Origin of the sequence: Sulfurimonas sp. ST-27 (assembly GCF_048081595.1) — a bacterium.
GTDB lineage: Bacteria > Campylobacterota > Campylobacteria > Campylobacterales > Sulfurimonadaceae > Sulfurimonas > Sulfurimonas hydrogeniphila.
In genome coordinates this window covers 2,034,719-2,056,569 of the sequence record NZ_CP182226.1, presented here as the reverse complement: position 1 = coordinate 2,056,569, position 21,851 = coordinate 2,034,719, and the positions used below count along the sequence as shown (strand labels likewise).

General features: G+C 37.9%; 19 protein-coding genes. 13 read left to right on the top strand and 6 right to left on the bottom strand.

All coding sequences use genetic code 11. From position 1 onward, the window contains the following. Positions 1 to 7: 7 nt before the first annotated feature. The 11 genes from ccoN (at position 8) to ACM66U_RS10725 (ending at position 10,954) form a co-directional block, all read left to right on the top strand. Positions 8 to 1,501, top strand: a complete 1,494-nt coding sequence (ccoN, locus tag ACM66U_RS10775; protein ID WP_151899417.1) for a cytochrome-c oxidase, cbb3-type subunit I — start codon at positions 8 to 10, stop codon at positions 1,499 to 1,501. 18 nt (positions 1,502 to 1,519) lie between these two features. Next, positions 1,520 to 2,212: a cytochrome-c oxidase, cbb3-type subunit II gene (ccoO, locus tag ACM66U_RS10770; protein WP_418640749.1), complete on the top strand. Its 693-nt coding sequence runs from the start codon at positions 1,520 to 1,522 to the stop codon at positions 2,210 to 2,212. Positions 2,213 to 2,226: 14 nt separating this feature from the next. Next, positions 2,227 to 2,430: a CcoQ/FixQ family Cbb3-type cytochrome c oxidase assembly chaperone gene (locus ACM66U_RS10765; RefSeq protein ID WP_151899419.1), complete on the top strand. Its 204-nt coding sequence runs from the start codon at positions 2,227 to 2,229 to the stop codon at positions 2,428 to 2,430. 9 nt (positions 2,431 to 2,439) lie between these two features. After that, positions 2,440 to 3,381: a c-type cytochrome gene (locus ACM66U_RS10760; protein ID WP_418640748.1), complete on the top strand. Its 942-nt coding sequence runs from the start codon at positions 2,440 to 2,442 to the stop codon at positions 3,379 to 3,381. 1 nt (position 3,382) lies between these two features. Beyond that, entirely contained in the window at positions 3,383 to 3,592 is a 210-nt protein-coding gene (locus tag ACM66U_RS10755) for a DUF4006 family protein (protein WP_346389726.1), read from the top strand. Positions 3,593 to 3,701: 109 nt separating this feature from the next. Then, complete coding sequence (locus ACM66U_RS10750) at positions 3,702 to 4,421, top strand: 3-dehydroquinate dehydratase (RefSeq protein WP_151899422.1); 720 nt, start codon at positions 3,702 to 3,704, stop codon at positions 4,419 to 4,421. Then, positions 4,399 to 4,926 carry a FixH family protein gene (locus ACM66U_RS10745; protein ID WP_418640747.1) on the top strand — a complete coding sequence of 176 codons (528 nt, stop codon included), beginning with the start codon at positions 4,399 to 4,401 and terminating at the stop codon, positions 4,924 to 4,926. The genes ACM66U_RS10750 and ACM66U_RS10745 overlap by 23 nt, the downstream gene beginning before the upstream one ends. Before the next feature lie 2 nt (positions 4,927 to 4,928). Continuing rightward, a complete protein-coding gene (locus ACM66U_RS10740; RefSeq protein ID WP_418640746.1) occupies positions 4,929 to 7,274 on the top strand; it encodes a PD-(D/E)XK nuclease family protein in 2,346 nt (781 codons plus the stop codon). A 309-nt stretch (positions 7,275 to 7,583) separates the two neighbouring features. Further along, positions 7,584 to 7,871, top strand: coding sequence for a nucleotidyltransferase family protein (locus tag ACM66U_RS10735; protein ID WP_151899425.1), 288 nt, complete (start codon positions 7,584 to 7,586; stop codon positions 7,869 to 7,871). Then, positions 7,864 to 8,244: a DUF86 domain-containing protein gene (locus ACM66U_RS10730; protein WP_230973290.1), complete on the top strand. Its 381-nt coding sequence runs from the start codon at positions 7,864 to 7,866 to the stop codon at positions 8,242 to 8,244. The genes ACM66U_RS10735 and ACM66U_RS10730 overlap by 8 nt, the downstream gene beginning before the upstream one ends. Then, positions 8,237 to 10,954 (top strand): RecB-like helicase, encoded by a 2,718-nt coding sequence (locus tag ACM66U_RS10725; protein ID WP_418640745.1) that lies wholly within the window; start codon positions 8,237 to 8,239, stop codon positions 10,952 to 10,954. Before ACM66U_RS10730 ends, ACM66U_RS10725 begins: the two co-directional genes overlap by 8 nt. A gap of 53 nt (positions 10,955 to 11,007) precedes the next feature. On the opposite strand, the gene ACM66U_RS10720 is transcribed toward ACM66U_RS10725, so the two are convergent. The 6 genes from ACM66U_RS10720 to ACM66U_RS10695 all read right to left on the bottom strand — a co-directional run bounded on the left by ACM66U_RS10720 (position 11,008) and on the right by ACM66U_RS10695 (position 18,751). Beyond that, positions 11,008 to 11,385 (bottom strand): response regulator, encoded by a 378-nt coding sequence (locus ACM66U_RS10720; protein ID WP_151899427.1) that lies wholly within the window; start codon positions 11,383 to 11,385, stop codon positions 11,008 to 11,010. Between the two features lie 10 nt (positions 11,386 to 11,395). Next, positions 11,396 to 14,554 carry an ATP-binding protein gene (locus ACM66U_RS10715; RefSeq protein WP_418640744.1) on the bottom strand — a complete coding sequence of 1,053 codons (3,159 nt, stop codon included), beginning with the start codon at positions 14,552 to 14,554 and terminating at the stop codon, positions 11,396 to 11,398. Between the two features lie 3 nt (positions 14,555 to 14,557). Next, positions 14,558 to 16,006: an Hpt domain-containing protein gene (locus ACM66U_RS10710; protein WP_418640743.1), complete on the bottom strand. Its 1,449-nt coding sequence runs from the start codon at positions 16,004 to 16,006 to the stop codon at positions 14,558 to 14,560. Positions 16,007 to 16,017: 11 nt separating this feature from the next. Then, positions 16,018 to 16,434, bottom strand: coding sequence for a PAS domain-containing protein (locus ACM66U_RS10705; RefSeq protein ID WP_151899430.1), 417 nt, complete (start codon positions 16,432 to 16,434; stop codon positions 16,018 to 16,020). Positions 16,435 to 16,503: 69 nt separating this feature from the next. Next, the gene (gene uvrC, locus ACM66U_RS10700) at positions 16,504 to 18,306 is read right to left on the bottom strand and encodes an excinuclease ABC subunit UvrC (protein ID WP_418640742.1); all 1,803 of its coding nucleotides are present in this window, start codon (positions 18,304 to 18,306) and stop codon (positions 16,504 to 16,506) included. Beyond that, positions 18,296 to 18,751, bottom strand: coding sequence for a hypothetical protein (locus tag ACM66U_RS10695; RefSeq protein WP_418640741.1), 456 nt, complete (start codon positions 18,749 to 18,751; stop codon positions 18,296 to 18,298). The genes uvrC and ACM66U_RS10695 overlap by 11 nt, the downstream gene beginning before the upstream one ends. A gap of 158 nt (positions 18,752 to 18,909) precedes the next feature. On the opposite strand from ACM66U_RS10695, the gene nadB reads away from it, so the two are divergent. Together nadB and nhaD are read left to right on the top strand one after the other, a co-directional pair. Beyond that, positions 18,910 to 20,361 carry an L-aspartate oxidase gene (gene nadB / locus ACM66U_RS10690; protein ID WP_346389721.1) on the top strand — a complete coding sequence of 484 codons (1,452 nt, stop codon included), beginning with the start codon at positions 18,910 to 18,912 and terminating at the stop codon, positions 20,359 to 20,361. Beyond that, complete coding sequence (gene nhaD / locus ACM66U_RS10685) at positions 20,361 to 21,668, top strand: sodium:proton antiporter NhaD (protein ID WP_151899435.1); 1,308 nt, start codon at positions 20,361 to 20,363, stop codon at positions 21,666 to 21,668. The genes nadB and nhaD overlap by 1 nt, the downstream gene beginning before the upstream one ends. The last annotated feature ends 183 nt before the right edge of the window (positions 21,669 to 21,851 follow it).

Here is a 21,851-nt window from a genome sequence, read left to right as displayed (position 1 = left end):
GCTATATATGGAGAATCGTCCATTAGAGTACGACTATACGGTTGCAAAGATGTTCATGTTGACAACAATTGTTTTAGGAATTGTTGGTATGAGTATCGGTGTATTTATTGCATTTGAACTTGCATTCCCTGGATTGAATACAATCTTTGGTGCAGGTTTGGCTGAATATACAAACTTTAGTCGTCTTCGTCCATTGCATACTGACGCAGTTGCATTTGGTTTTACGTTAAGTGGTATTTTTGCTACGTGGTATTATGTTGGTCAGAGGGTACTGAAAGTATCTATGGCAGAATCTAAATTTCTGATGTTTATCGGTAAACTTCAATTTTGGTTATATGTTATCGGTGTTGCGGCAGTTGTTGTTTCACTGTTTATGGGAATTACTACCTCAAAAGAGTACGCTGAATTCGAATGGCCTATTGATATTGCCATTGTTGTTGTATGGGTACTGTGGGGTGTAAGTATCTTTGGTCTTATCGGTATTCGCCGTGAGAAATCATTATATATTTCTATCTGGTATTATATTGCTACTTTCTTGGGTGTGGCTATGTTGTATCTGTTTAACAATATGGAAATTCCTACAATGCTGGCAACTTCTGCAGCAGGTGAGACAGGAATCGGTGCATGGTATCACTCTATTTCTATGTATGCAGGTACTAATGATGCGCTAGTACAGTGGTGGTATGGACACAATGCGGTTGCATTTGTATTTACTGTGCCTATTATTGCTATGATTTATTACTTTTTGCCAAAAGAGTCCGGACAGGCGATTTACTCTTATAAATTGTCTTTACTTGCATTCTGGGGTTTAATGTTTGTATATCTTTGGGCCGGTGGTCACCACCTTCTTTACTCAACTGTTCCTGACTGGATGCAGACTATGGGTTCTGTTTTCTCGGTAATTCTTATTTTACCGTCATGGGGTTCAGCGATCAATATGCTTTTGACAATGAAGGGTGAATGGCAACAGGTTGCAGCATCTCCATTGATTAAGTTTATGGTTCTTGCTTCAACTTTCTATATGTTCTCAACTTTGGAAGGACCTATCCAGGCGATTAAATCTGTTAATGCTATTGCACACTTTACTGACTGGATTGTCGGTCACGTACATGACGGTACTCTTGGTTGGGTCGGATTTATGATTATTGCTGCGCTTTACCATATGGCTCCGCGTGTATTCAAACGTGAACTGTATTCTAAAAGTCTTATGGCTGCACAATTCTGGATTCAAACTTTAGGTATCGTTTTATACTTTACTTCTATGTGGATTGCAGGTATCACTCAAGGTATGATGTGGCGTGCTCACGATGAGTTTGGAAACCTGGCATATTCATTTATGGATACTGTTGATGTATTGCATCCTTACTATGCTTTACGTGGTACAGGTGGATTGTTATATCTTATCGGTTTCTTTATGTTTGCTTATAATATTTACAAAACTATGTCGTCTCGTCCTGTGGAAGAGTCTGAATTACAAAATGCTTCGCCTATGGGCGCTTAAGAAAGGGAGGATTATATTATGTTTCATTGGTTAGAAAAACACCCGTTCTTTTTTGCGGTAGGTGTATTTGTAGTAATTGCGTTTGCGGGTTTGATTGAAATCGTTCCAAACTTTGCACAGGCTTCTCGTCCTGTTATCGGAACTAAACCGATAAGTCTGTTAGAACAGGCCGGTCGTGATGTTTATATCAAAAACAGCTGTAATGCCTGTCATTCACAGCTTATTCGTCCGTTTAAAGCGGAGACTGACCGTTACGGTCACTACTCTTTAAGTGGAGAGTATGCATATGACAGACCATTCCTTTGGGGCTCAAAAAGAACAGGTCCGGATTTACACAGAGTAGGAAATTACAGAACAACGGAGTGGCATGAAAACCACATGAAAGATCCAAAGTCTGTAATGCCGTCAAGTATTATGCCTGGTTATCCGTGGATGTTTACAAACAGTGCAGATATAGACACTGCATATGCGACACAGTTGACAAATGCACAGTTCTTTGGTGTACCGTATAACAAGCCTGTTCCTATGAAAGACGGCTCAACTACAGTAGTTAAAATGGCAGATTCTGTTGCTCAAGCACATGCTATGGCACTGGAAGAAGCGAAAAAAATTACAGCGAAAATGAAAGATCAAGACGTTAAAGATGCAGTGGCACGTGGTGAAATACCTGAAATAGTTGCATTAATTGCATATTTAAACAGTCTTAAATAGCAAAGGTGTATATAGTGGATTTTAATGAATTTGCCGCGTATGCGTATTTCTTTTTAATAGTTTTTTTGGTGGTTGCAACATATTCGTATGTGTATCATCTTTATACAAAAAAGAAAGATGCTACCGGAGTTGATTATGAACACTATAGTAATATGGCACTGAAGGATGATATAGGGGATACTCCGGTAAAACCTGTATCAAAGACAGAAGAAAAATAGGAGAGATATATGAATAAGCTTTATCTTTGGGGAATTATCATAACGGCTGCAATGTTGGCTGCAACATATGCAACAGTTGGATACCAAAAAGGCGGTCTCAATGATGATATCGTCAATATGCTTGCAATTGCAGGGGCTGTGGCACTTGTAATAATTACAGTATTTGTGGTTATCAAGTATGTTCGTCAGATGCAGGTTGATCAGGCAACTGGTGAATTGGCAGATGAGTCATGGGACAACATAGGTGAATATAAAAACCCGGTACCTTTTGGTTGGGCAATTATGTTTTTAGGTACAATGATTTGGGGTATGTGGTATTTTACAATCGGGTATCCAGTAAATGCATTTTCTCAAATCGGTCAGTACAATGAAGAAGTAAAAGAAAAAGATGCTGACTTTGAGAAAAAATATGCAAACATCAAAGGTGAACAACTTGTAAACATGGGTGAATCTGTTTATCTGGTTGAGTGTGTTGCCTGTCACGGTCTCAATGCTGACGGTAATAATGAGGTTGATGCGGCAGATTTAAACCGCAGAATATCTGCTAAAAGTGTGAAGTATGTTATCAATCACGGTTCAAACAACAAACTTTTAGGAACAGAGATGCCGATGCCTGATCGCAACGGTCTTTTCAATGCAGCAACCGGTGCATTGATTACAGACAAAGAGATTGATGAAGTGGCTGATTATGTTGCAGGCGGATTAAAAGATGCAAACAGTGCAGGTGCGGCAGTATTTGCAAATGTATGTGCTGCATGTCACGGTCCTGACGGAAAAGGCATGGCATATGTTGCTCCGGATATTGCAACTTGGAACCAAAAACTGATCATCAATGTTCTAGATTACGGTAAAACAGGGGCTATTGGTAAAATGCCAGCAATGGACAGACTGAACCCTAAACAAAAAGAAGCTATTGCAGCATATGTGATGAGCTTAAGTAAAGGAGAGTAGCATGAATGAAAATAGAAGTGTTTTTGCTCTTGATGGTGTAACGGGTATGCTGATTGCAACTGTTTTACTACTTAGCATATTGGCTTTTTTAAGTGTCAATGCTGTAAGTGTACAACATGCTCAAGCTGAAAACTTTTATAAGATAAAAGATGAAAAATCAATTAAGATGTTTAGTACCGAAAATGCTAAGCATGTTGTTGATGTGAAGTAAGGAGTTTAGAATGGAAAAAATTATTTCTTGGGGCCTTGTAATTATGGCTGCATATACTCTTTGGGCTGTTGTAACTCCAAATCATCTTTATGTTGGTTAGGAAGTTTATTTGAAACTTTTAAGAAGAGGGCTTTATGCCCTCACCCTCATACTGTTATTCCAAACACATTTATTTGCAGAGTATTTATATAAAGATGAAGTGATACACAACCCAAAATTCACGGAAGAGGTGGAAACCTTAGGGAGTACGCTTTATAAGAAAACAGGGATTTCTTTACGCCTGATGATGCTTAAAGAACTGCCAAAGAATATGACGATGTACGAATATGAAAAAAAAATATTATCGCAGTTTCAGGAACCGACAATATTGTTGACATTCTCTGAAATGAATTCGCAGGTAGATATAGAAGCAAATGATCAGTCTTTATATAAATATTTTGACAAAAAACAGGTACTGAGTCCGGTTACGTCCTATGTACAGGCTTTTATGATGGCAGCCTTTTATGCAAAAAGCTGGGATGACTTTGTCAGCATTATGAGCAATACCGGAGGGACTATTTTGCCTCTTTTAGGCGGAAAAGCAAAAAAAGGAATGGTCGCAGACAAATATTCTGCGGCAATGTTTAACGGTTACCTGGATATAGCGCAGCAGATAGCAAAAGCCAAGGGTGTCAAGTTGGGACATGGATTTGACAGTGATGCAAATCAAACGTCTTTGTTTTATGTAAGAGTATTATTCTATGGTTTTATTTTATATGGTATAGTTATGCTTTTTAAAAGAAAAATTTATAAAATGAGGCATAAAAATGAGCATTATAAAAAGTGGTAGACTCTGGCCTTATGCAATAGGGCTGGCAATTACAGGTGTTTTTGGCTTATGCGTATGGACAATTATAGAAACAAGCAAGGCTGACATACAGCCGAGTGATGATTATATGACAAAATACCAGGATGCAGATGCAAATGCAAACAAACTTATCAAACAGAGAATAGCTTTTGACAAAGCATATAAACTGAAATTTGTTTCAGACAGAATTTCAGAAAATGGTTCGGATGTAAAGTATGCCCTCACTACAAAAGAGGGCAAAGCGGTCAAAGGCGCAAAAATGATTTTGGAAATCAGCCGTCCTGAAGTTGACACCTACACAAAAACACTCAAAGATCCTGTGTTTGAAGAGGGTCTTTATGTATTTCATGATGTGAAATTTCCAAAAACAGGGGTTTGGAACCTGTTGTTAAAAGTAGATGTCGGTGACAAGAGCAGATTTTATGCTATCAAAACAGATACCCGCATCATAAACGACAGAAGCATCCAGGAAGCTTCGCAGTACTAAATATGGAAGAGACAACCATAGTCCTTCCGACTGCCCGTGCTATTCGTCACGAGCAGCTTGCTGCACAAGAACAGACACTCTTTTTACCCAACTACATTACTATGAGCGATTTTATCGCCAGACTCACGATTGTAAAAGGCTATAAATTTATAGATGATGAGAGCAGAATACTGCTTTTGCTTGAAGCATCAGATTTTAAAGGCTTTGCAAACCTTCAGATCGAGCGGAATTTTTTTACCTTTACCAAAAATTCTTCGTATATCTTTAAATTTTACGAAGAACTGAGTGCAGAACTTTATGATATCAATCTACTCAGCAGTGCCGATGTCTATGCCGAGTATGAAGAGCATATTGTCATTTTGCAAGAACTTTACAAACGTTATGAAAAACTGTGCAATGAAAAAAAACTGCTTGACAGAATATTTTTGCCAAAGCTTTACGAATTTAACGAAGCGTATGCAAAAACACATCAAAATGTGACGATTTATTTAGACGGGCATCTGACAAACTTTGAGCTTGAACTGTTGCAAAAGGCAAAGTCGTTTATGTCTATAAAACTCCGTTTCTGGGCGACGCGCTTTAATGAAAAGATGCAAAACAAACTGGGCGAACTCGGGTTTGAACTGGAAGCCGGATTTATATATGAACTTGACTTTAACAACATAAAAACGCTCACAAAAGAAAAAATACCTACAGATTATAAGCTTACATGTAACAGTTTCAGCGAATCTCTTTTGCAGGTTGCCTTTGTACAGCAGAAAATCTATGAATTTGTACAAAAAGGATATAATCCCCAAAACATTGCTGTCATTTTGCCCAATGAAACCGCAGCACCGATACTTAAAAGCTTTGATGAAAAGTGCAATCTGAACTTTGCAATGGGGGAGTCTTTTCGTCACTCCGGAGTTTATAAAAAAATCGAAGCAACATTAAATGCGATAGAACAGGACTCAAAAGAGAATGAGGCACGTATACAAAGAGTAGGAGATGAGCTTTTTTTGCTCTTGCACGGACTCTACTATAAAAAAGTTTCAGAGATTGATTCTATACAAAAAATGCAGGAAGTGGCTGCTTTTTTTACCAATAGACAGGAGAAGAAAATATTGAACGAGGAGTTGCATAAAATAGAAAAACTTTTGCCTTTTATGCAGGATATGAGTGTAAAATCACTCTTGAATATTTTTATGCAGCGTCTGGCTTTGAGAACTGTGGATGATGTCCGTGGGGGCAAAGTGACGGTAATGGGAGTACTTGAGACAAGAAGTGTTCATTTTGATGCAGTAATTATTATAGATTTTGATGACAAAAATGTTCCAAAACGCAGTGATAAAGATATGTTTTTAAATACACAGATACGAAAAGCTGCCTCTTTGCCAACGATGGGAGACAGGGAAAGCCTGCAGAAACATTACTACCAAATGCTGATTTCACGCTCAAAAGAGGTGGCAATCGCCTATGTCAACTCAAGTGAGAGCAGCGGTTCAAGGTTTTTAAAACAACTCGGCATTACACAAAAAAATGAGCACAGAGAACTGGACTACGCTGAAATTCTCTTTCAAAAAAGAGAGGCAGGTTTTCAAAAAGAAGAAGAGATAATAGAGGAGTACAGTTTTAAAAATGTAGCGCTCTCTGCCAGCAGGCTCAAAACCTTCCTTACATGTAAGCGTAAATATTACTATAAATATATCCAACATATAAAAAACCATGAAATACCAAAAGATATGCCTCAGGAGTATGAAATAGGCAATGTTGTTCACAGTGCATTAAAAGCAGTCTATGAAAAGCAGAATTTTTATACGGATACCGAAAAGCTCAAAAAAGATATCAACAAAGCTCTGGATGATTTTTGCGGAGAGAGTGAGCTTGACAAGTATCTCGTTGAAATGCAAAAAAAACGTCTGGAGGCTTTTGCGGAGGCTGAAATAGAGCGGTTTAAAAAAGGCTGGAAAGTATTCAAAACAGAAGAACTTTTAGAAACGAATTTTGCAGGCATGAAAATTGTCGGTCAAATAGACAGAATAGATAAAAAAGAAAATCTTATTGAGGTGCTTGACTATAAAACAGGTGCCTACATGCTTTACAATAAAAACAACTACACAGAGGCAACGGACTTTCAGCTTGAATTTTACGCTCTTTTGGCCGGCGGTTTTGGAAACGTTGAGCGTTGCGGTTTTTATGATTTGAAAGAGTCTCAAATCATCCCGGAAGCATTTTTGCAAGAAAAAACAGAAATATTAAAATCTCATATCAAAGATCTTCTTTCCATAGAGTCCGTCAACTTTGAAAAATGTGAAGAGACAAAGCCCTGCCAGTTTTGTGAATATGCCATCATGTGTAATAGAGATTAATTGTAAGTATAATGCAAAATATTATTTATGAATACAGTAAAATTGAAAATAAAGGTCTGAAAAGCCATATCATCAACACGCCTAAACTATATAAATATTTTAAACTTGATTGGAATGTTTTATAATCACGACAGTATTGTGGGATATTGAATTTTGGGGCATTATACATTTGTAAAAGAGTATTTTTATGCCGATGAAAAAAGTGCAGATGAAATAACGGAAGAGGTCTTGAGAGAAAATAATGGCTAAGTTTGTTATTTACAGAAATGCTATAATACACTTAAGAAAGCAAAAAAGAGGTATATTATTATGACAAAACGTGATGTACTTAATTATTTAAAAGAGCATTACCCCGAGTTCCATAAACAATATGCGGTTGAAAAAATTGGATTGTTCGGAAGTTATGCAAGAGATGAAGCAACACCGCAGAGTGATATAGATATTTTTGTAAAAATGAGACCTAATATGTTTGATATGATTGCAATAAAAGAGCAGATAGAAGAAGATTTGCATATAAAAGTGGATATTGTGCGTGAACATAAAAATATGAAACCTTTTTTCCTGGAAATGATTCAAAAAGATTTGATTTATGCTTAATGATAAACAAAGAATGATTTTATCCACACTTGATGATATACGAATATCATTAGAACTCATTATTCAAAGATGCCAAAAAATAAATTCGAGTGATGATTTTTTAGAAAACGATGAGGGACTTTTAAAACTTGATAGTATCTCAATGCGACTAATTGCTATTGGAGAGGGTTTTAAAAATATTGATAAATTGTCTGAGGGAAAAATATTGCCTCAGTATCCAAATATTCCGTGGAGACAGGTAAAGGGAGTGCGAGATGTTTTATCTCATCACTATTTTGATTTGGATGCGGAGGTAATATTTGAAATTTGTCAAAATGATATACACAATCTTTTAGAAGCAACTGTTGAAATAATAAAAGATCTTCATGTCTAAGTTTAAAAATAATCTTGCCTACGAAGCGAGTGCGGGGAGCGGGAAGACTTTTATGCTTGTTGTGCGCTATCTTTCTCTACTTTTTAAAGGTGCGGAGCCTGCGAAGGTTTTGGCTCTTACTTTTACAAATAAAGCGGCTGCCGAGATGAGTGAGCGGATTGTCGAGACACTGCAGGCATTGGAATCACGTATGGAATTGCATGAAATTGCCAAAGAGTGTGGGATGTCTGACAAAGAGATTTTGGCAAAACGGTCGCAGATTTTGGCCGAGTTTTTAAATGCACATACGAAGATTATGACGATAGACAGCTTTTTCGCTCAGATTTTGAGAAAATTTTCTCTGTATGCCTCTTTGATGCCCGATTTCTCAACGGCGAATGCCCAGCATGAAGTCAAACTGATGTCTCGTTTTTTAAAAGAAGTCAGTGTTGCCAACAAACGCAAGACACTTATCAATCTCTCTTTGGAATCAAACAAACGTGTCAGTGACATTTTTGCGCTGCTGGATGATTTTTATCTTAAAAAAGAGGAACTTTCTCATCTGAAGTTTCAAAAAAAATCGATACAGGCGTATGAAGAGGAGGCGATGCAAGGGCTCTCTCTTTTGCAAAATATTGTAAAAAACTGCAAAGAGGCATCGGTGACACTGCAAAAAGCCGTTGTTGCCCAAAATTTTGAAGCACTCAAAGCAAAAACATGGGTCTATAAAGAGAGCCTGAACTACTGGGTCTTTAAAAAATGCTTCAGCCCTGCAATGGATGCAGCTCTGTTGCAAATTCAGCGTGCCGTACAGGCGCATGCAAAGGCAAAAGAGCAGAATTTTTTCTATGCTCTGAATGAACTTGTTGCACTTTACAAAAAGGCAAAAAAAGCACTCTATGTAGATGAGGGAGAACTCAGTTTTTCTGATGTGACGCTTCTGGTGTATGAGATTTTGCACCGTCTCAATGAGAGCGAATTTCTGTACTTTCGCCTCGATGCAACGATAGAACATATGCTGCTTGATGAATTCCAAGATACCAGCATATTGCAGTATGAGATTTTAAAACCGCTTATCACAGAGATAACTTCGGGTGCGGGTGTCTGCAGCGAGGGAAGTTTTTTCTTTGTGGGGGATGTTAAACAGTCTATTTACCGTTTTAGGGGAGGTGTGTCGGCTCTTTTTGGGGAGGTGGCAAAAGAACACCGCACCGAGGTAAAAAAACTTTTGACAAACTACCGTTCGCAAAAAGAGGTTATAGAGTTTGTCAACAGAGTCTTTGCGGATAAAATAAAAAACTACACTCCTCAGCTTGTTCGCAAAGAGGCACAGGGCGGTTTTGTCGAAGTGATTGCAGATGAGGAACTTTTGGATGCACTGGTTGAGCAGGTAAAGCGCTTGATAGATCTTGGCGCAGATGTGAATGACATTGCCGTTTTATGTGCGACCAACAGTGACGGACAGGTCATTAAAAACGTACTTGATGAACAAAATATAGAGGTTGTGACTGAGACAACCACAAAGCTTATCAACCAAAGAAGTGTCAAGGCTGTTTTGGAGTATTTGAAATATCTCTATTTCAGAGAAGAGATTTACAGACAGAACTTTTTTGCTTTGATAAATCAGGAGGTCAGGGCTGTTGCCACTGTAGATTTTAACAGTGTCAAGCTTGTAGATGTTGTGAAGAGATGTATAGAAGAGTACAGACTTTTTCAAGATGATTTTCACCTGATTCGCTTTTTGAATGCTGTATCCAAATATGCAGATATTGAAGCGCTTTTGTTTGAGTATGAAAGACTTGATACTTCTGCAGCGGCGGCTGATATCAGTGGAGTGAGGGTTTTAACGGTACATAAATCAAAAGGTCTGGAGTATGAGCATGTGATTGTCATGGACAGACTGAAAAAGGCTCCTGCCCCAAGAGATGCCATTATTTACAATTATGACGGCATCAAACTGCAAAATCTTTATCTGAGAACAAAAAACAGAGAGCTTATTGACCATGACTATGCCTATGCTCTTTCCAAAGAAAAAGAGCTTATACGGGAAGACAGTTTGAATGCCCTGTATGTTGCTTTTACAAGAGCAAGAGAAAACTTGATCATCCTTGCAAAACCAAAAGATTCCATATTTGCATTGCTGGATTTACAACCTCAAAGCTTCGGAGAACTGCGCTCTACATGTAAAGCCAAAAACATACCGCAGGCGTATAAAAAACTTTCGTTTGAAAATATCTATTACGGAACACAGAGTGATTTGTTGGCATTAGAAAAACACAATGAAGAAGATTTGCAAGCCATTAATTTTGGAATTGCTTTGCACTATACTCTGGAGATGATGCAGGAGTTTACACAAGAAGCGCTTGCTTGTGCCAAAGATATGATGCTGAACAAATATGGCTTTATGCTCACAGAGTCAGAGATAGATGATATACAGCAGAGAATAGAGCGGCTTGTTGCTGCACCGGAGTTTTTGACTTTGACCCGGGGAGTATGCTATAAAGAAAAGGCTCTGCGCTATAAGAACAATCTGCGTTATCTTGATTTGTTGGTCAAACATGAAAAGGGAGAGTGGAGTGTGATAGACTACAAAAGTGCGATGTATTTTACCGAGGAGCATCGCAAGCAGGTTCGATACTATGTAAAAGCAGTGAAAGAGATAACGGGAGATGAAGTGCGTGGCTATATCTGCTATATCTTGGAAGATGCCGTTAAAATAGAGACCGTTTAAATGGGTAGAAGAGGTATTAAAAACAGGTCCTTGTGCAGAACCTGTTTTGCAGTTTAGACGATGACTGTTTTGATTTTTGCAATCAAATCGTCATTGCGTATAGGTTTCATTAAAAATCCATTTGCGCCGCACTCCAAAGCTTCTGCTTTTTTTGTTTCATCTGTTGTAAGAACCAAAATAGGAAGTTGACGCAGACTTTCATCGGCACGCACGACTTTAAGCATATCGATACCACCCATGATAGGCATAATGATATCCAAGAGTATCAAGTCAATATCATCACGGCTTTTTAAAACACCTATGGCATCTGAGCCGTTTTTTGCTTCGACAACCTCTTTTACATTTCCGCTTTTCATCAGCATAGATTTTAAAAGCTTCAAATTAATGAGATCATCATCAACTGCAAGCACAACCAAATCAGTTTTTTTCATAGTTATTTCCTTAAATAAATTTTTCTATAACAAGTCTCAGCAAGTCTTTGTTTATAATATTTTTAATCGTTTCATCTACATATTTTGAATCTTCTTCACTTATAGGTACAGCCGGATCTACAATCAATACCAGGTAGGTGGAGAGATTGTTTTTTTGACTTTTCTCTTTGACTGACCGGGCGAAATCTTTCAAGTCTAAAGTTTCTGTCTCTTTGTCAAACAATATAAGTTTATAGCTCTCCTCTTCAATTTTCTTTTGCAATTCATCTATATTGTCTATGACTTCGTAAGTATATCCAAGTGAACTGAGAATTTTTGTAAAAAGCTTTGTTTCAAAGGGACTTTTTTTAGCAAGAAGAATATCAGCTTTGTATTTTGCCGGAACTTGTTCCGGTACTGCTTTTGCTTCTTCTTTTGCTTCTTCTTCCTGCTGTTGTGCTTTTTCTGTTTTCTTTTCTTCTGTCTTTGCATCATTGACATCCACAATGTGGTCTGCTAAAAAATGATTCAGCAGTGTTATGATCTCTTCACGTACTAATGGTTTTGTTGTATATTCATCAAGTCCGGCTGCTAAAAATCTTTCACGATCACCCTTGAGTGCATTTGCTGTTAAAGCGATTATTGGAACATGGGGCTGGTTGTATACCTCTTCATATTCAAGAATCTCCTGCGTCGCTTCTATACCATCAAGGAAAGGCATTTGGATATCCATAAAAATCAGATCATAGTTATTGTCTTTGCGTTTTTGGAATGCTTCAAGTCCATTGGATGCGATATCAACAGTGAGTCCCAAGTCTTCAAGTGTCCGTTTTATCAGTTTCTGGTTGATTATATTGTCTTCTGCAACAAGTACTTTTGCTGCAAATTTAGACGAACCGACTGTAAAGACTTTGTTTGAAGTTGTTTTTAATTTTGGTGCTGTAAAATTTTGACTTTGGTAATTTTCAAGGGCTGCTTTTAATTTGGTATTATTTAATGGCTCATATATGGTCTTAAATATCTCTATACCCATAGAGTCGATTTTTCTCATAAAATAAGATTTTGTAAGAAGTATCAGCTTTTGCGGAAGAGTGCTGTATGCTTTTAATTCTTCTTCGGTTGCATATTCATAATCTACAAAAAGCATATCATAATTTATTTGTCGCTGGAGTGTTTCAATTTCATTTTTGTTTTTAAATGTTGTATAGCTTACGCCGTAAAAATCAAGATACTCTTTGAGATAGGTGTCTTGTCTCTTTGTTTTATGAGCAGACTCTAAAATTAAAGCATTGATTCCCAGATATTGTTCTTTGGCACTTTCGCTGATAACTTCTATTTCTTCAAAATCAAGTGTAAAGAAGAAAGTTGTTCCTTCTCCCGGTTCACTGTGCAGATCAAGTTGTCCGCCCATCAGTTCAATAAAACGCGCAGAAATTGTAAGACCAAGACCTGTACCGCCGTATTTACGTGTAATGGATGTGTCTGCCTGTGAAAAAGCTTCAAAAATCCTGGATTTTTGCTCGCTTGTAACACCGATACCGCTGTCTTGCACTTCAAATCTGATACGTGTTGTTCCTTCCTGAGGTGATTGCAGTTTTCTGATATCGACATTGATAGCTCCGGAACTGCTTGTAAACTTCACAGCATTAGAGAGCAGGTTAATAAGAACTTCTTTAATTTTTGTCGGGTCACCTTTGAGCGGCTGTTCAAGTTCAGGGTCAATAAAACATCCCAGATCAATGTGCTTTTCACTTGCACGGACAGCATATACATCAACGGCACTTTCAAACTCTTCTATAGGATTAAAGATTACATCTTCAATTTCAAGTTTATTGCTCTCGATTTTTGAAAGGTCAAGAATATTGTTGATAATTTCAAGCAGGTTTTCTGAAGATTTTTCGATAATTTCAACAAACTCCTGTTGCTCTTCTTTGAGTCCTGTATCTTTAAGTAGTTCTGTAAAGCCAACAATTCCGTTGAGCGGCGTACGAATTTCATGGGACATATTTGCAAGAAACATCGATTTTGCTTCACTCGCTTCCTGTGCTGCTTCTTTATCCCGTTTTGTCTGTTCAATGATTTTTTCCAAAAGACTGTAGGCCTCTTCTGTCCCTTTGGCTGTATGAAGATTGATCTCAATTGCTTTGTCGCTTTCATTCGTGTCTTCTGCAACTTTTCTGAGGACACCTTCAAGGTTGTGAATATTTCTGGCAATTTCATTAGAGAGCAAAAAGCCCAAAACTGCCAATATGATTGAAATCAGCCAAATTGTCAATGTAATGGTCAAAAACTGTAAAGCTTCTGTTTTTACCTGAACGGCTCTGGTGTCCATGGCACTCAGGACAACATTTTCTCCCTCTGAAATAAGGTTGCTTTTTTCTGAAAGCATGGCAAACCAGACACCCGGGTTTGTTTCATACTCTCCGCTTGCTGCAGCAATTAAAATAGAAGCACGTTCTGAGTTAAGGTCATCAAAGAGCTCAAGAGCATCATCACTTTTAAATAGTTCATCAAGCTTTTTCTCAAGATTTTTGTCTTTGAGGTTATAGAAGTTGATAGCATCGGCTTTTGCGATTAATGAGAGCCATTGATTTATCTCTTCTTCTTCCATTTCTGTTGAACGGGCAAGGGTATAAGAGATAAAGTCACGTTCATCTGCAGTATAGGCATTTGCACGTACCAGCGAAATATAAACAGAAGCATAAGTGTTGATTTTACTGTCAAGCTGGTGCGACGTAATCGTTTCAAGCTGCTTGATAATTATTTTTTCTGCTTTACCATATACCTTATTGTATATATCTTCAAAGTTTATTTTATGTGTATCAACCAATGTTCTGGCATGTTTTATACTTTGCATCGCATTTTTTAATGCCGTGTCTTTTTGTGAAAGTGCCTGTAGCTTTTGAAAATAGAGTTTTTCCTGTTTGTCAACGATCTTTCTCTGCTTTAAGAGTGATTTTAATGTATTTGGTGAGGAATTACCAAGGTACATTACGGTCATACCTCTTTCCCGGGAAACATTTCTCAGAAGGTTGTTGAGTTGCCTGTTTGTGGAAAGTTTATCCTGAAGAAGTTGTGCTGCTTTATAGTTTTCGTATGAGTTATATACAAAATAACTTGTAATAGAAATTAAAATAATAATCGGTAATAAACTAATAAGTCGAAGTCTGTTTTTTAGTCCTATTTGCATTGCCTATTCCTCTTCTTTTGAAATTGCTGTAAGTATATTTTCTATCTCTTTTACAGTTTGTGTCAGCGTCTCTTTATCTGTAGAGTGTGTGAGTGTTTCAAGTTCATTTGTAAAAGTGTGCATTCTCATATTGTCACTCATTCCTTTTAATTTTAAGGCCTGCCGCTTCAGTGCAGGGTAGTCTTGGGTGGCGAGAGCATCATTTATTTTTGCAATTATAGCATGTGCTTCTTTTATAAAGTCTTCAAAGAGTTCATTGAAACTCTCTAAATCCAGGCCTATCTCATTGGCAATTTTTTCTTTAGAATATTTTTTCTCATTTTCTGATTCTTCCTGCGTTTCTGTCTCTTCCTGCGTCTCTGTCTCTTCCTGAATTTCCTGTTCTTCTTGAATCTTCGGCTCTTCTTTAAATTCCAAAGTCAGTTCAGGTTCATCATCTTTAAAAGTGAGAATTTCTTCAGATTCCTGTGGTGCAACAAAATCATCATCATAAAGTTCCGGAATTTCAATTTTTTGAGGCACTTCATCATCTTTTATGGTGGCAAGATCTTCTTCACCGGCTAATTTTGCAATAATTCTGTAAAAATCATCCAGATTTGTCTGTATGATATCGACATCAGAAGTAGCATTTATAATTGAAAGTACTTCATGTGCATCTTCAATACGAAGATTCGCTGCGACTCCTTTAAGCTTGTGCGAAAGAGTTTTAACATTATCTATATTTCCTTCTTCAAGTGATTTGTAAAGTTCATCTTTAAAGTCGTTTGCCTGGGTTATAAAATCCTGTATAAACTCTTCAATCAAATCAAGTGGCAAACCAAGCTCTTTTGATGCGATATTGGGGTCAAAAACATAGGTGCTTTTCGGTTTTTGAGGAGATTCCTGAACGAAAGGCTCTGTCTTTGTTACTTCCGGGGTTTCGATGCTTAAGTCACCTACATCCAGCATTGCATCAAGGTCTTCTTTCTCTTGTGTTTCCACATGTAACGGAGTGTCATACTCATCTTGTATGACTGTTGGTTCTTCTGTTGTCTTAAGGATTGGTTGTGACTGCTGTGGAGATACTGTTTCCGGTATTGTTCTTTGCGTAATATCTCCTGAAATAGCATCATACTCCTGCGCTGTAAGTGTTCGCAGATTGTTTAAGTGTACTATATAGGCTTTTTGAGTCGGATTGTCTACAAGGTAGGCATTTGTAATTGTAATTATTGCTTTGTAGTTTTTTGAATTGGCATTAATGATGACTTTGGATTCTTCATTAGACTCTGCACATGTTATATAGTCAATCCAGTGCACATGCTGAAAATTATGTATATATCCTGGTGTTTTTACAAACAAATCTGCGAAATCTGTCACTTCTGCGCGCAGATCAGCCAAATCTTTATATCCCAGTGTATGCAGGTTTTTTTCGTCAATACCCAAAAACTCTTTTTGAAAATTATAAATTAGCATTCTTCCATCCCTTATTCCTCTTCTGTCTCAAGCATCTTTTTATATGTTTCTTCTGTTTCTTGAATATCTTTGCGAGAGGCTGCTTTTCTGGCAGCAATATAACCTGTTATATTTTCATCATTATCTCTGATTGGCAGAATTTCTGTCTCTACCCAGTAGTACAGACCGTCTTTTCTAAGGTTTTTTACAAGTCCGTTCCAAGCCTGTCCACTTTGAATAGTTTCCCACATTTTTGCAAATATGCTGCGCGGCATATCCGGATGTCTGAGTATGTTGTGGGGTTGTCCTACCAGTTCATCGGCTTTATAACCGGATACACTGCAAAATAGTTTGTTTGCATAGGTAATAACACCTTTTAAATCTGTCTGAGAAATAATGACATTTCCGTCAAAAAAATACTCTTCGTCTACAGGGATAATTTTGCTCATTAAAAAACCTTATAATTAGTGATTCACTTGAATTCTCACAAATATATCATAAAGGAGTGAAAAAAAAACTTATTTATAAAAATTTTTGATGGTTTTTGCATCTTTTGTATTTAAAAGTGAACGAATATCATCAAATGTGGCACTTTTGAGTGCTTCAAAGGTGCCATAATGATTGAGCAGTTTTTGAATTTTTGCAGCCGATATTCCATGTAAACTTAAAAGTCTGCTCTCCTGGTCAAGTTTGAGTTTTGTTTTTTTGTGAAATGTGATCGCTGCTCTGTGTGCTTCATCCCGTAAATTTTGAACCCACTGCAGACGTTTGTCACTTGTTTTGAGTCTGAAAATTTTCTCTTTTGTATAGAGAATATCCTGAGCATTTCCTTTGGCCCGGTGTGCCTTGGCATCAACTTTTTCTTTTGAAATGGCTATGACATCAAGGGCGATACCGTTGGATTCAAGTATGTCAAGTGCAAGTTTAAGCAGTGTTGCTCCTCCGTCGAGTATCCACAGGTCCGGCGGTGAATTTTTAGAAAAACTCTCTACTCTTTTTGTAAGTGTTTCGCGCATTTGGGAGTACTCGTCTTTTGCCTCCAGATGATAGGTTCTGTAGGATTTCTTGTCAAACTTTGTATTTTCATATACGACCATAGCTCCGACTGTTGCAACACCGGACATATGGGAATTGTCAAATATTTCCACTCTGTTTGGAATTTTTTGCAATTGACACAGTTCCTGGAGTTCTTCGAGTATTTTGACATTAAGTGTTTCTTTGTCTTTTTTCAATAACTCCGCTGCATTTAATTTTGCCAAAGCAATCAAATCTTTTTTCTTTCCTCTTTGAGGGATGAGAATGTGTGCTTTTTGACCAAATACTTTTGTGAGGTGGTGCGCTATAAGTTCTTTGTCCTCAAAACTCTGAGGAAGAAGAATCGGAGCAACGATGGGAGGCTTTTCATCTTTGTAAAATCCAAGCAGTGCTCTTGAATAGAGCTCATTCAAATCCAGGCCTTCATGAAGCTGCAGATACTCATGAGAAGAAGAGATTATTTTGCCGTGTCGCATAAATATTTTTACAACTACCGCTCTTTTTTCAGAATTTTCTATTGCAAAAATATCATAATGTTCATTTGTGGCAAAATCAATTTCGCTTTTAATCTGGGACCGTTCTATTCTCTCTATGGTGTCTCTGAGCTCGGCGGCTTCTTCAAAGCGCAACTCCTGGGCATAAAACTCCATTTTTTCTTCCAGTTTGCCAAGAAGCAGTTTTTTGTTTTTAATCAGTTGCGATGCAAGTGTTACTTCCTGCTGATAACGCTCTTTGCTGATTGGCAGTTCACAGGGACCGAGACATTTATCTATCTGATAGTAGAGACAAAGTTTTTTTGACTTCAGACAGGATTTTTTCTGTACAAGTTTGCAAATATCATAAATGGAGTTGAGAATATCTCTCGCACCGACAGAGTAGGGACCATAGTAGGTGATATCTTTGGAGTCAATCACCTTTCTTGTAATGTCGAACCGAGGGTACTCCTGAGAGTTGTCTATATAAATGTAGGGGTAGGTTTTGTCATCACGGAGTAAAATATTGTATTTCGGACCCAGCTGTTTGATCAGTGAATTTTCAAGTATGAGCGCATCATGTTCGGAATTTACAATAATATAATCCATGGAAACGGTTTGGTTTATCATTTTTGAGATGCGCAAAGAGAGCTGCGGATTTGCACAAAGTTCGGGAGTAAACTGCCAGTAGCTTTTTACACGCTTGGCAAGGTTCTTGGCTTTGCCCACATACAGTAGATGGCCGTTTTTGTCAAAATACTGATAGACTCCCGGGTTGTTCGGCAGTTGTTGGATTTTTTCTTTAAGTGTCATTTTTTTCTTTTATAATTTTTTGGATAGAGAGAATAAGTTCTCTGAGTTTTTCATCATGAACAGGAATGTCAAAGTTTCCCGTTGCTCTTTCCCTGTAAGATACAATTTTTCTGGGTTGTGTCAATGCTGTTGTGTCTTCATGTAAAGCAGGTTTGTGTGTAACAAAAGCTTTTATATCTGTTATAGTTTCATTTTCACATTCTGCGGGAGTGTGAAACTTTAAAGCACTTTTAATGCTTTGTATACTATTATCAAATTCTTGTTTGGCACCGGGATGATTGAGAACGAAAAAAAGTATTTTGTTTTTTATATATGAAAACTTAATCATCTTTTGTAAAGGGGGGCTGAATGCCGATTGTATTTTATGGATGCATTTGTATTGAGACAGTTTGGAAAATTGAGGTTTATTTTGAAGAGAGTTGAGAATATCACTGCTGTTTTTCATAGGCTAATTATAGCAAGCTTTTTATTAAGCGTAAGCGGGTGCGGCTATAAAGCACCCCCTTATTATGAACAGAGTGTACCAAAAGAGGATAAAAATGTGAAGTTTATTATTCAAAAGAAAGAGTTTAATAATGATACGAATGAAAGCTGTGCACCGTAATGACTGAATATGATGTAGTAATAATAGGCGCAGGTGTGGCAGGACTCTATGCAAGTATGAATATCCCTGCTGAGAAAAAAGTGCTTATTATCAATAAGCGGGAAACTTTTAAATGCAATACATTCTATGCCCAGGGCGGAGTAGCGCTGGCTCGTGATGAAGCGGATATTCCGGTACATATAAAAGATACGCTTGCCGCCGGTGACGGGCTGTGTGATCCGGAAGCGGTGGATGTGCTGAGCCAGAATTCACGTCAGGCGATTGATGACCTGATAGAACAGGGGTTTCGTTTTGACACCAATGAAGAGGGGGAACTTCTTTATACAAAAGAGGCGGCACATTCCTGCGAACGGATACTGCATGCAGGCGGTGATGCGACGGGGAGATATCTGCACCATTTTCTTCTTGAACATACTGCCCATGCGATGCTCAGTGATGCAAGAGTCGTTGATCTGCTGATTGATAATGGCGAATGTTATGGCGTTACCGTACTTGATCACAGACAGCGCAGAAACATATATGCAAAAAATGTCATTATAGCAAGCGGAGGCGTAGGTTCTTTGTATGAATACCATACAAATGCACCCTGTATCAGTGCTGATATACAGGGACTTTGTGTGATGAAAGGCATAGCCCTTGACAGAATGGAAATGTTGCAGTTTCATCCCACTGTATTTGTAAATTCCAACAATGCCCAAAAAATGCTCTTGACAGAAGCTCTCCGTGGAGAAGGGGCAACCATAGAGGATGAAACCGGAAAAAGATTCCTGTTTGATTATGATGAGAGAGGCGAGCTGGCTTCACGCGATATTGTCAGCAAGGCAATATATAAATATAAAAAGAAGACAGGTATGCATGTGTATCTCAACTGTGAAAATTTTGATAAAGAGTATTTTGAACACAGGTTTCCAAATATTTGCAAGAACCTCAGGGAACTGGGCTTTAATGTTCCTGCGCAAAGGGTTCCGATATCGCCTGCTTTTCATTATGCCATCGGTGGTATTCGCACCGATTTGAATGCCAGAGTGCCAAATGTAAAAAATTTGTATGCTGTTGGCGAAGTTGCTTCAACAAGGGTGCATGGAGCAAACAGACTGGCATCGAACTCACTATTGGAAGGTTTGGTTTTTGCAAAAAGGGCAGTGGATGATATTTTAAAAAATATTGACACTCCTAAAAGTATGAAAACATTTGAACTCCGTGATGAGGTGATGAGTCTCAAAGAGGACAAGGCGAAAAAAGACCAGCTCAGACGAATAATGTGGGAAAATGTTTCTATAATTCGTACAAAAAGCGGATTAAACGATGCTTTATCCACAATTAATGCACTTTTAAATGAAAATATTGGTAAACTACTAAAATTTCGTTTACTGACGGCAAAAGAGATAGTAATATCTGCATTAAACAGGCATGAATCCATAGGGGTTCATACAATACAAGAGGAGAATTAATGGAACACGAAGCAATAAATCTTGCAACAACCTGGGTAGGATGGCTGAGCTTAGCTGTCTTTGTTATAGCGTATTATTTTATCGCTACAGAAGAAAAATATGAGATAAATAAAGCAAAACCGGCACTGTTTGCCGGTACATTTATGTTTATGCTTATCGGTATTTATTATGCTATTAATGGGATGAATCCTGATCCGCTGCATGATGAACTAGAAAAACTGATTTTGGAAATAGCCGAAATTTTCTTTTTCCTGCTTGTTGCAATGACTTTTATTGAGACGCTTTTAGAACGTGGTGTTTTTGATCTGTTAAAGTATAAACTTGTTTCAAAAGGGTATACCTATAAAAAACTCTTTTGGCTGACCGGTCTGCTGGCATTTTTTATCTCCCCTGTCGCAGATAACCTGACAACTGCTTTGATTCTATCCACCGTGCTTTTTACGATTGACAAGAAAAATCTTGCATTTTTGGTTCCGGGAGCTATAAATATTGTCGTAGCTGCCAATGCAGGCGGTGCATGGTCTCCGTTTGGTGACATTACAACACTGATGGCATGGACTGCCGGCAAAGGAGAGTTTGTGGACTTTCTTTTCCTCTTTCCTGCTTCTGTTGTCGGCTGGGTTGTTACAGCATTCTTACTCTCTTTGTCCGTTCCCTCGGGAGAACCGCCGTTTGATGCAGCGACAGAAAAGAAACCCAAAGTGCTTGATGGCGGAATAACCGTTGCCTATTTGGGAGTATTGACCATTGCAATTGCTGTTCTCGGGCATACATTTTTTCATTTTCCGGCAATGTGGGGTATGATGTTCGGTCTGGCTATTTTAAAACTTTATGCGTTCCAGCTTGAAAGAACAGGAAAGAACAGTTTTAACATTTATGTCAATATGGAAAAGGTAGAGAACGATACGCTTCTTTTCTTCTTCGGTATTCTTTCGGCTGTCGGAGCATTGCACTTTTTAGGCTTTTTGGAATACATCCATCATCTGTATGAGTTGCTTGGTTCAACCACAGCCAATATCGGTGTCGGATTCCTTTCTGCAATTGTAGACAATGTACCGGTAATGAGTGCAATTTTAAAATCTTCTCCAAACATGGGAATAGACCAGTGGATGCTTGTGACCATGACAGCGGGTATCGGCGGTAGTCTGATCTCTTTTGGTTCGGCAGCCGGTGTCGGAGTTATGGGAAAACTTCGCGGAATCTATACTTTCGGTTCACACATGAAGCATTCATGGACTATTTTAGTGGGATATGCGGTCTCTATTATAATCTGGTACGTTCAGTTTGAAATTATGGGACTTTATTAAAAATCCAAATTTCGGAACCCGCACTTTATGTGCGGGCTTTGTCTCTAATGGCTAAGACTTGGATTTTCAAGAACAAATCAAACATTAATCTTATTTATTGTATCCTTTCATAACTTAAATTCTTTTCAACTTTTCTTTTCTCAAAAAACATTGTTTTTTGTAGCTTTAGGGGGTTGTAGGGAC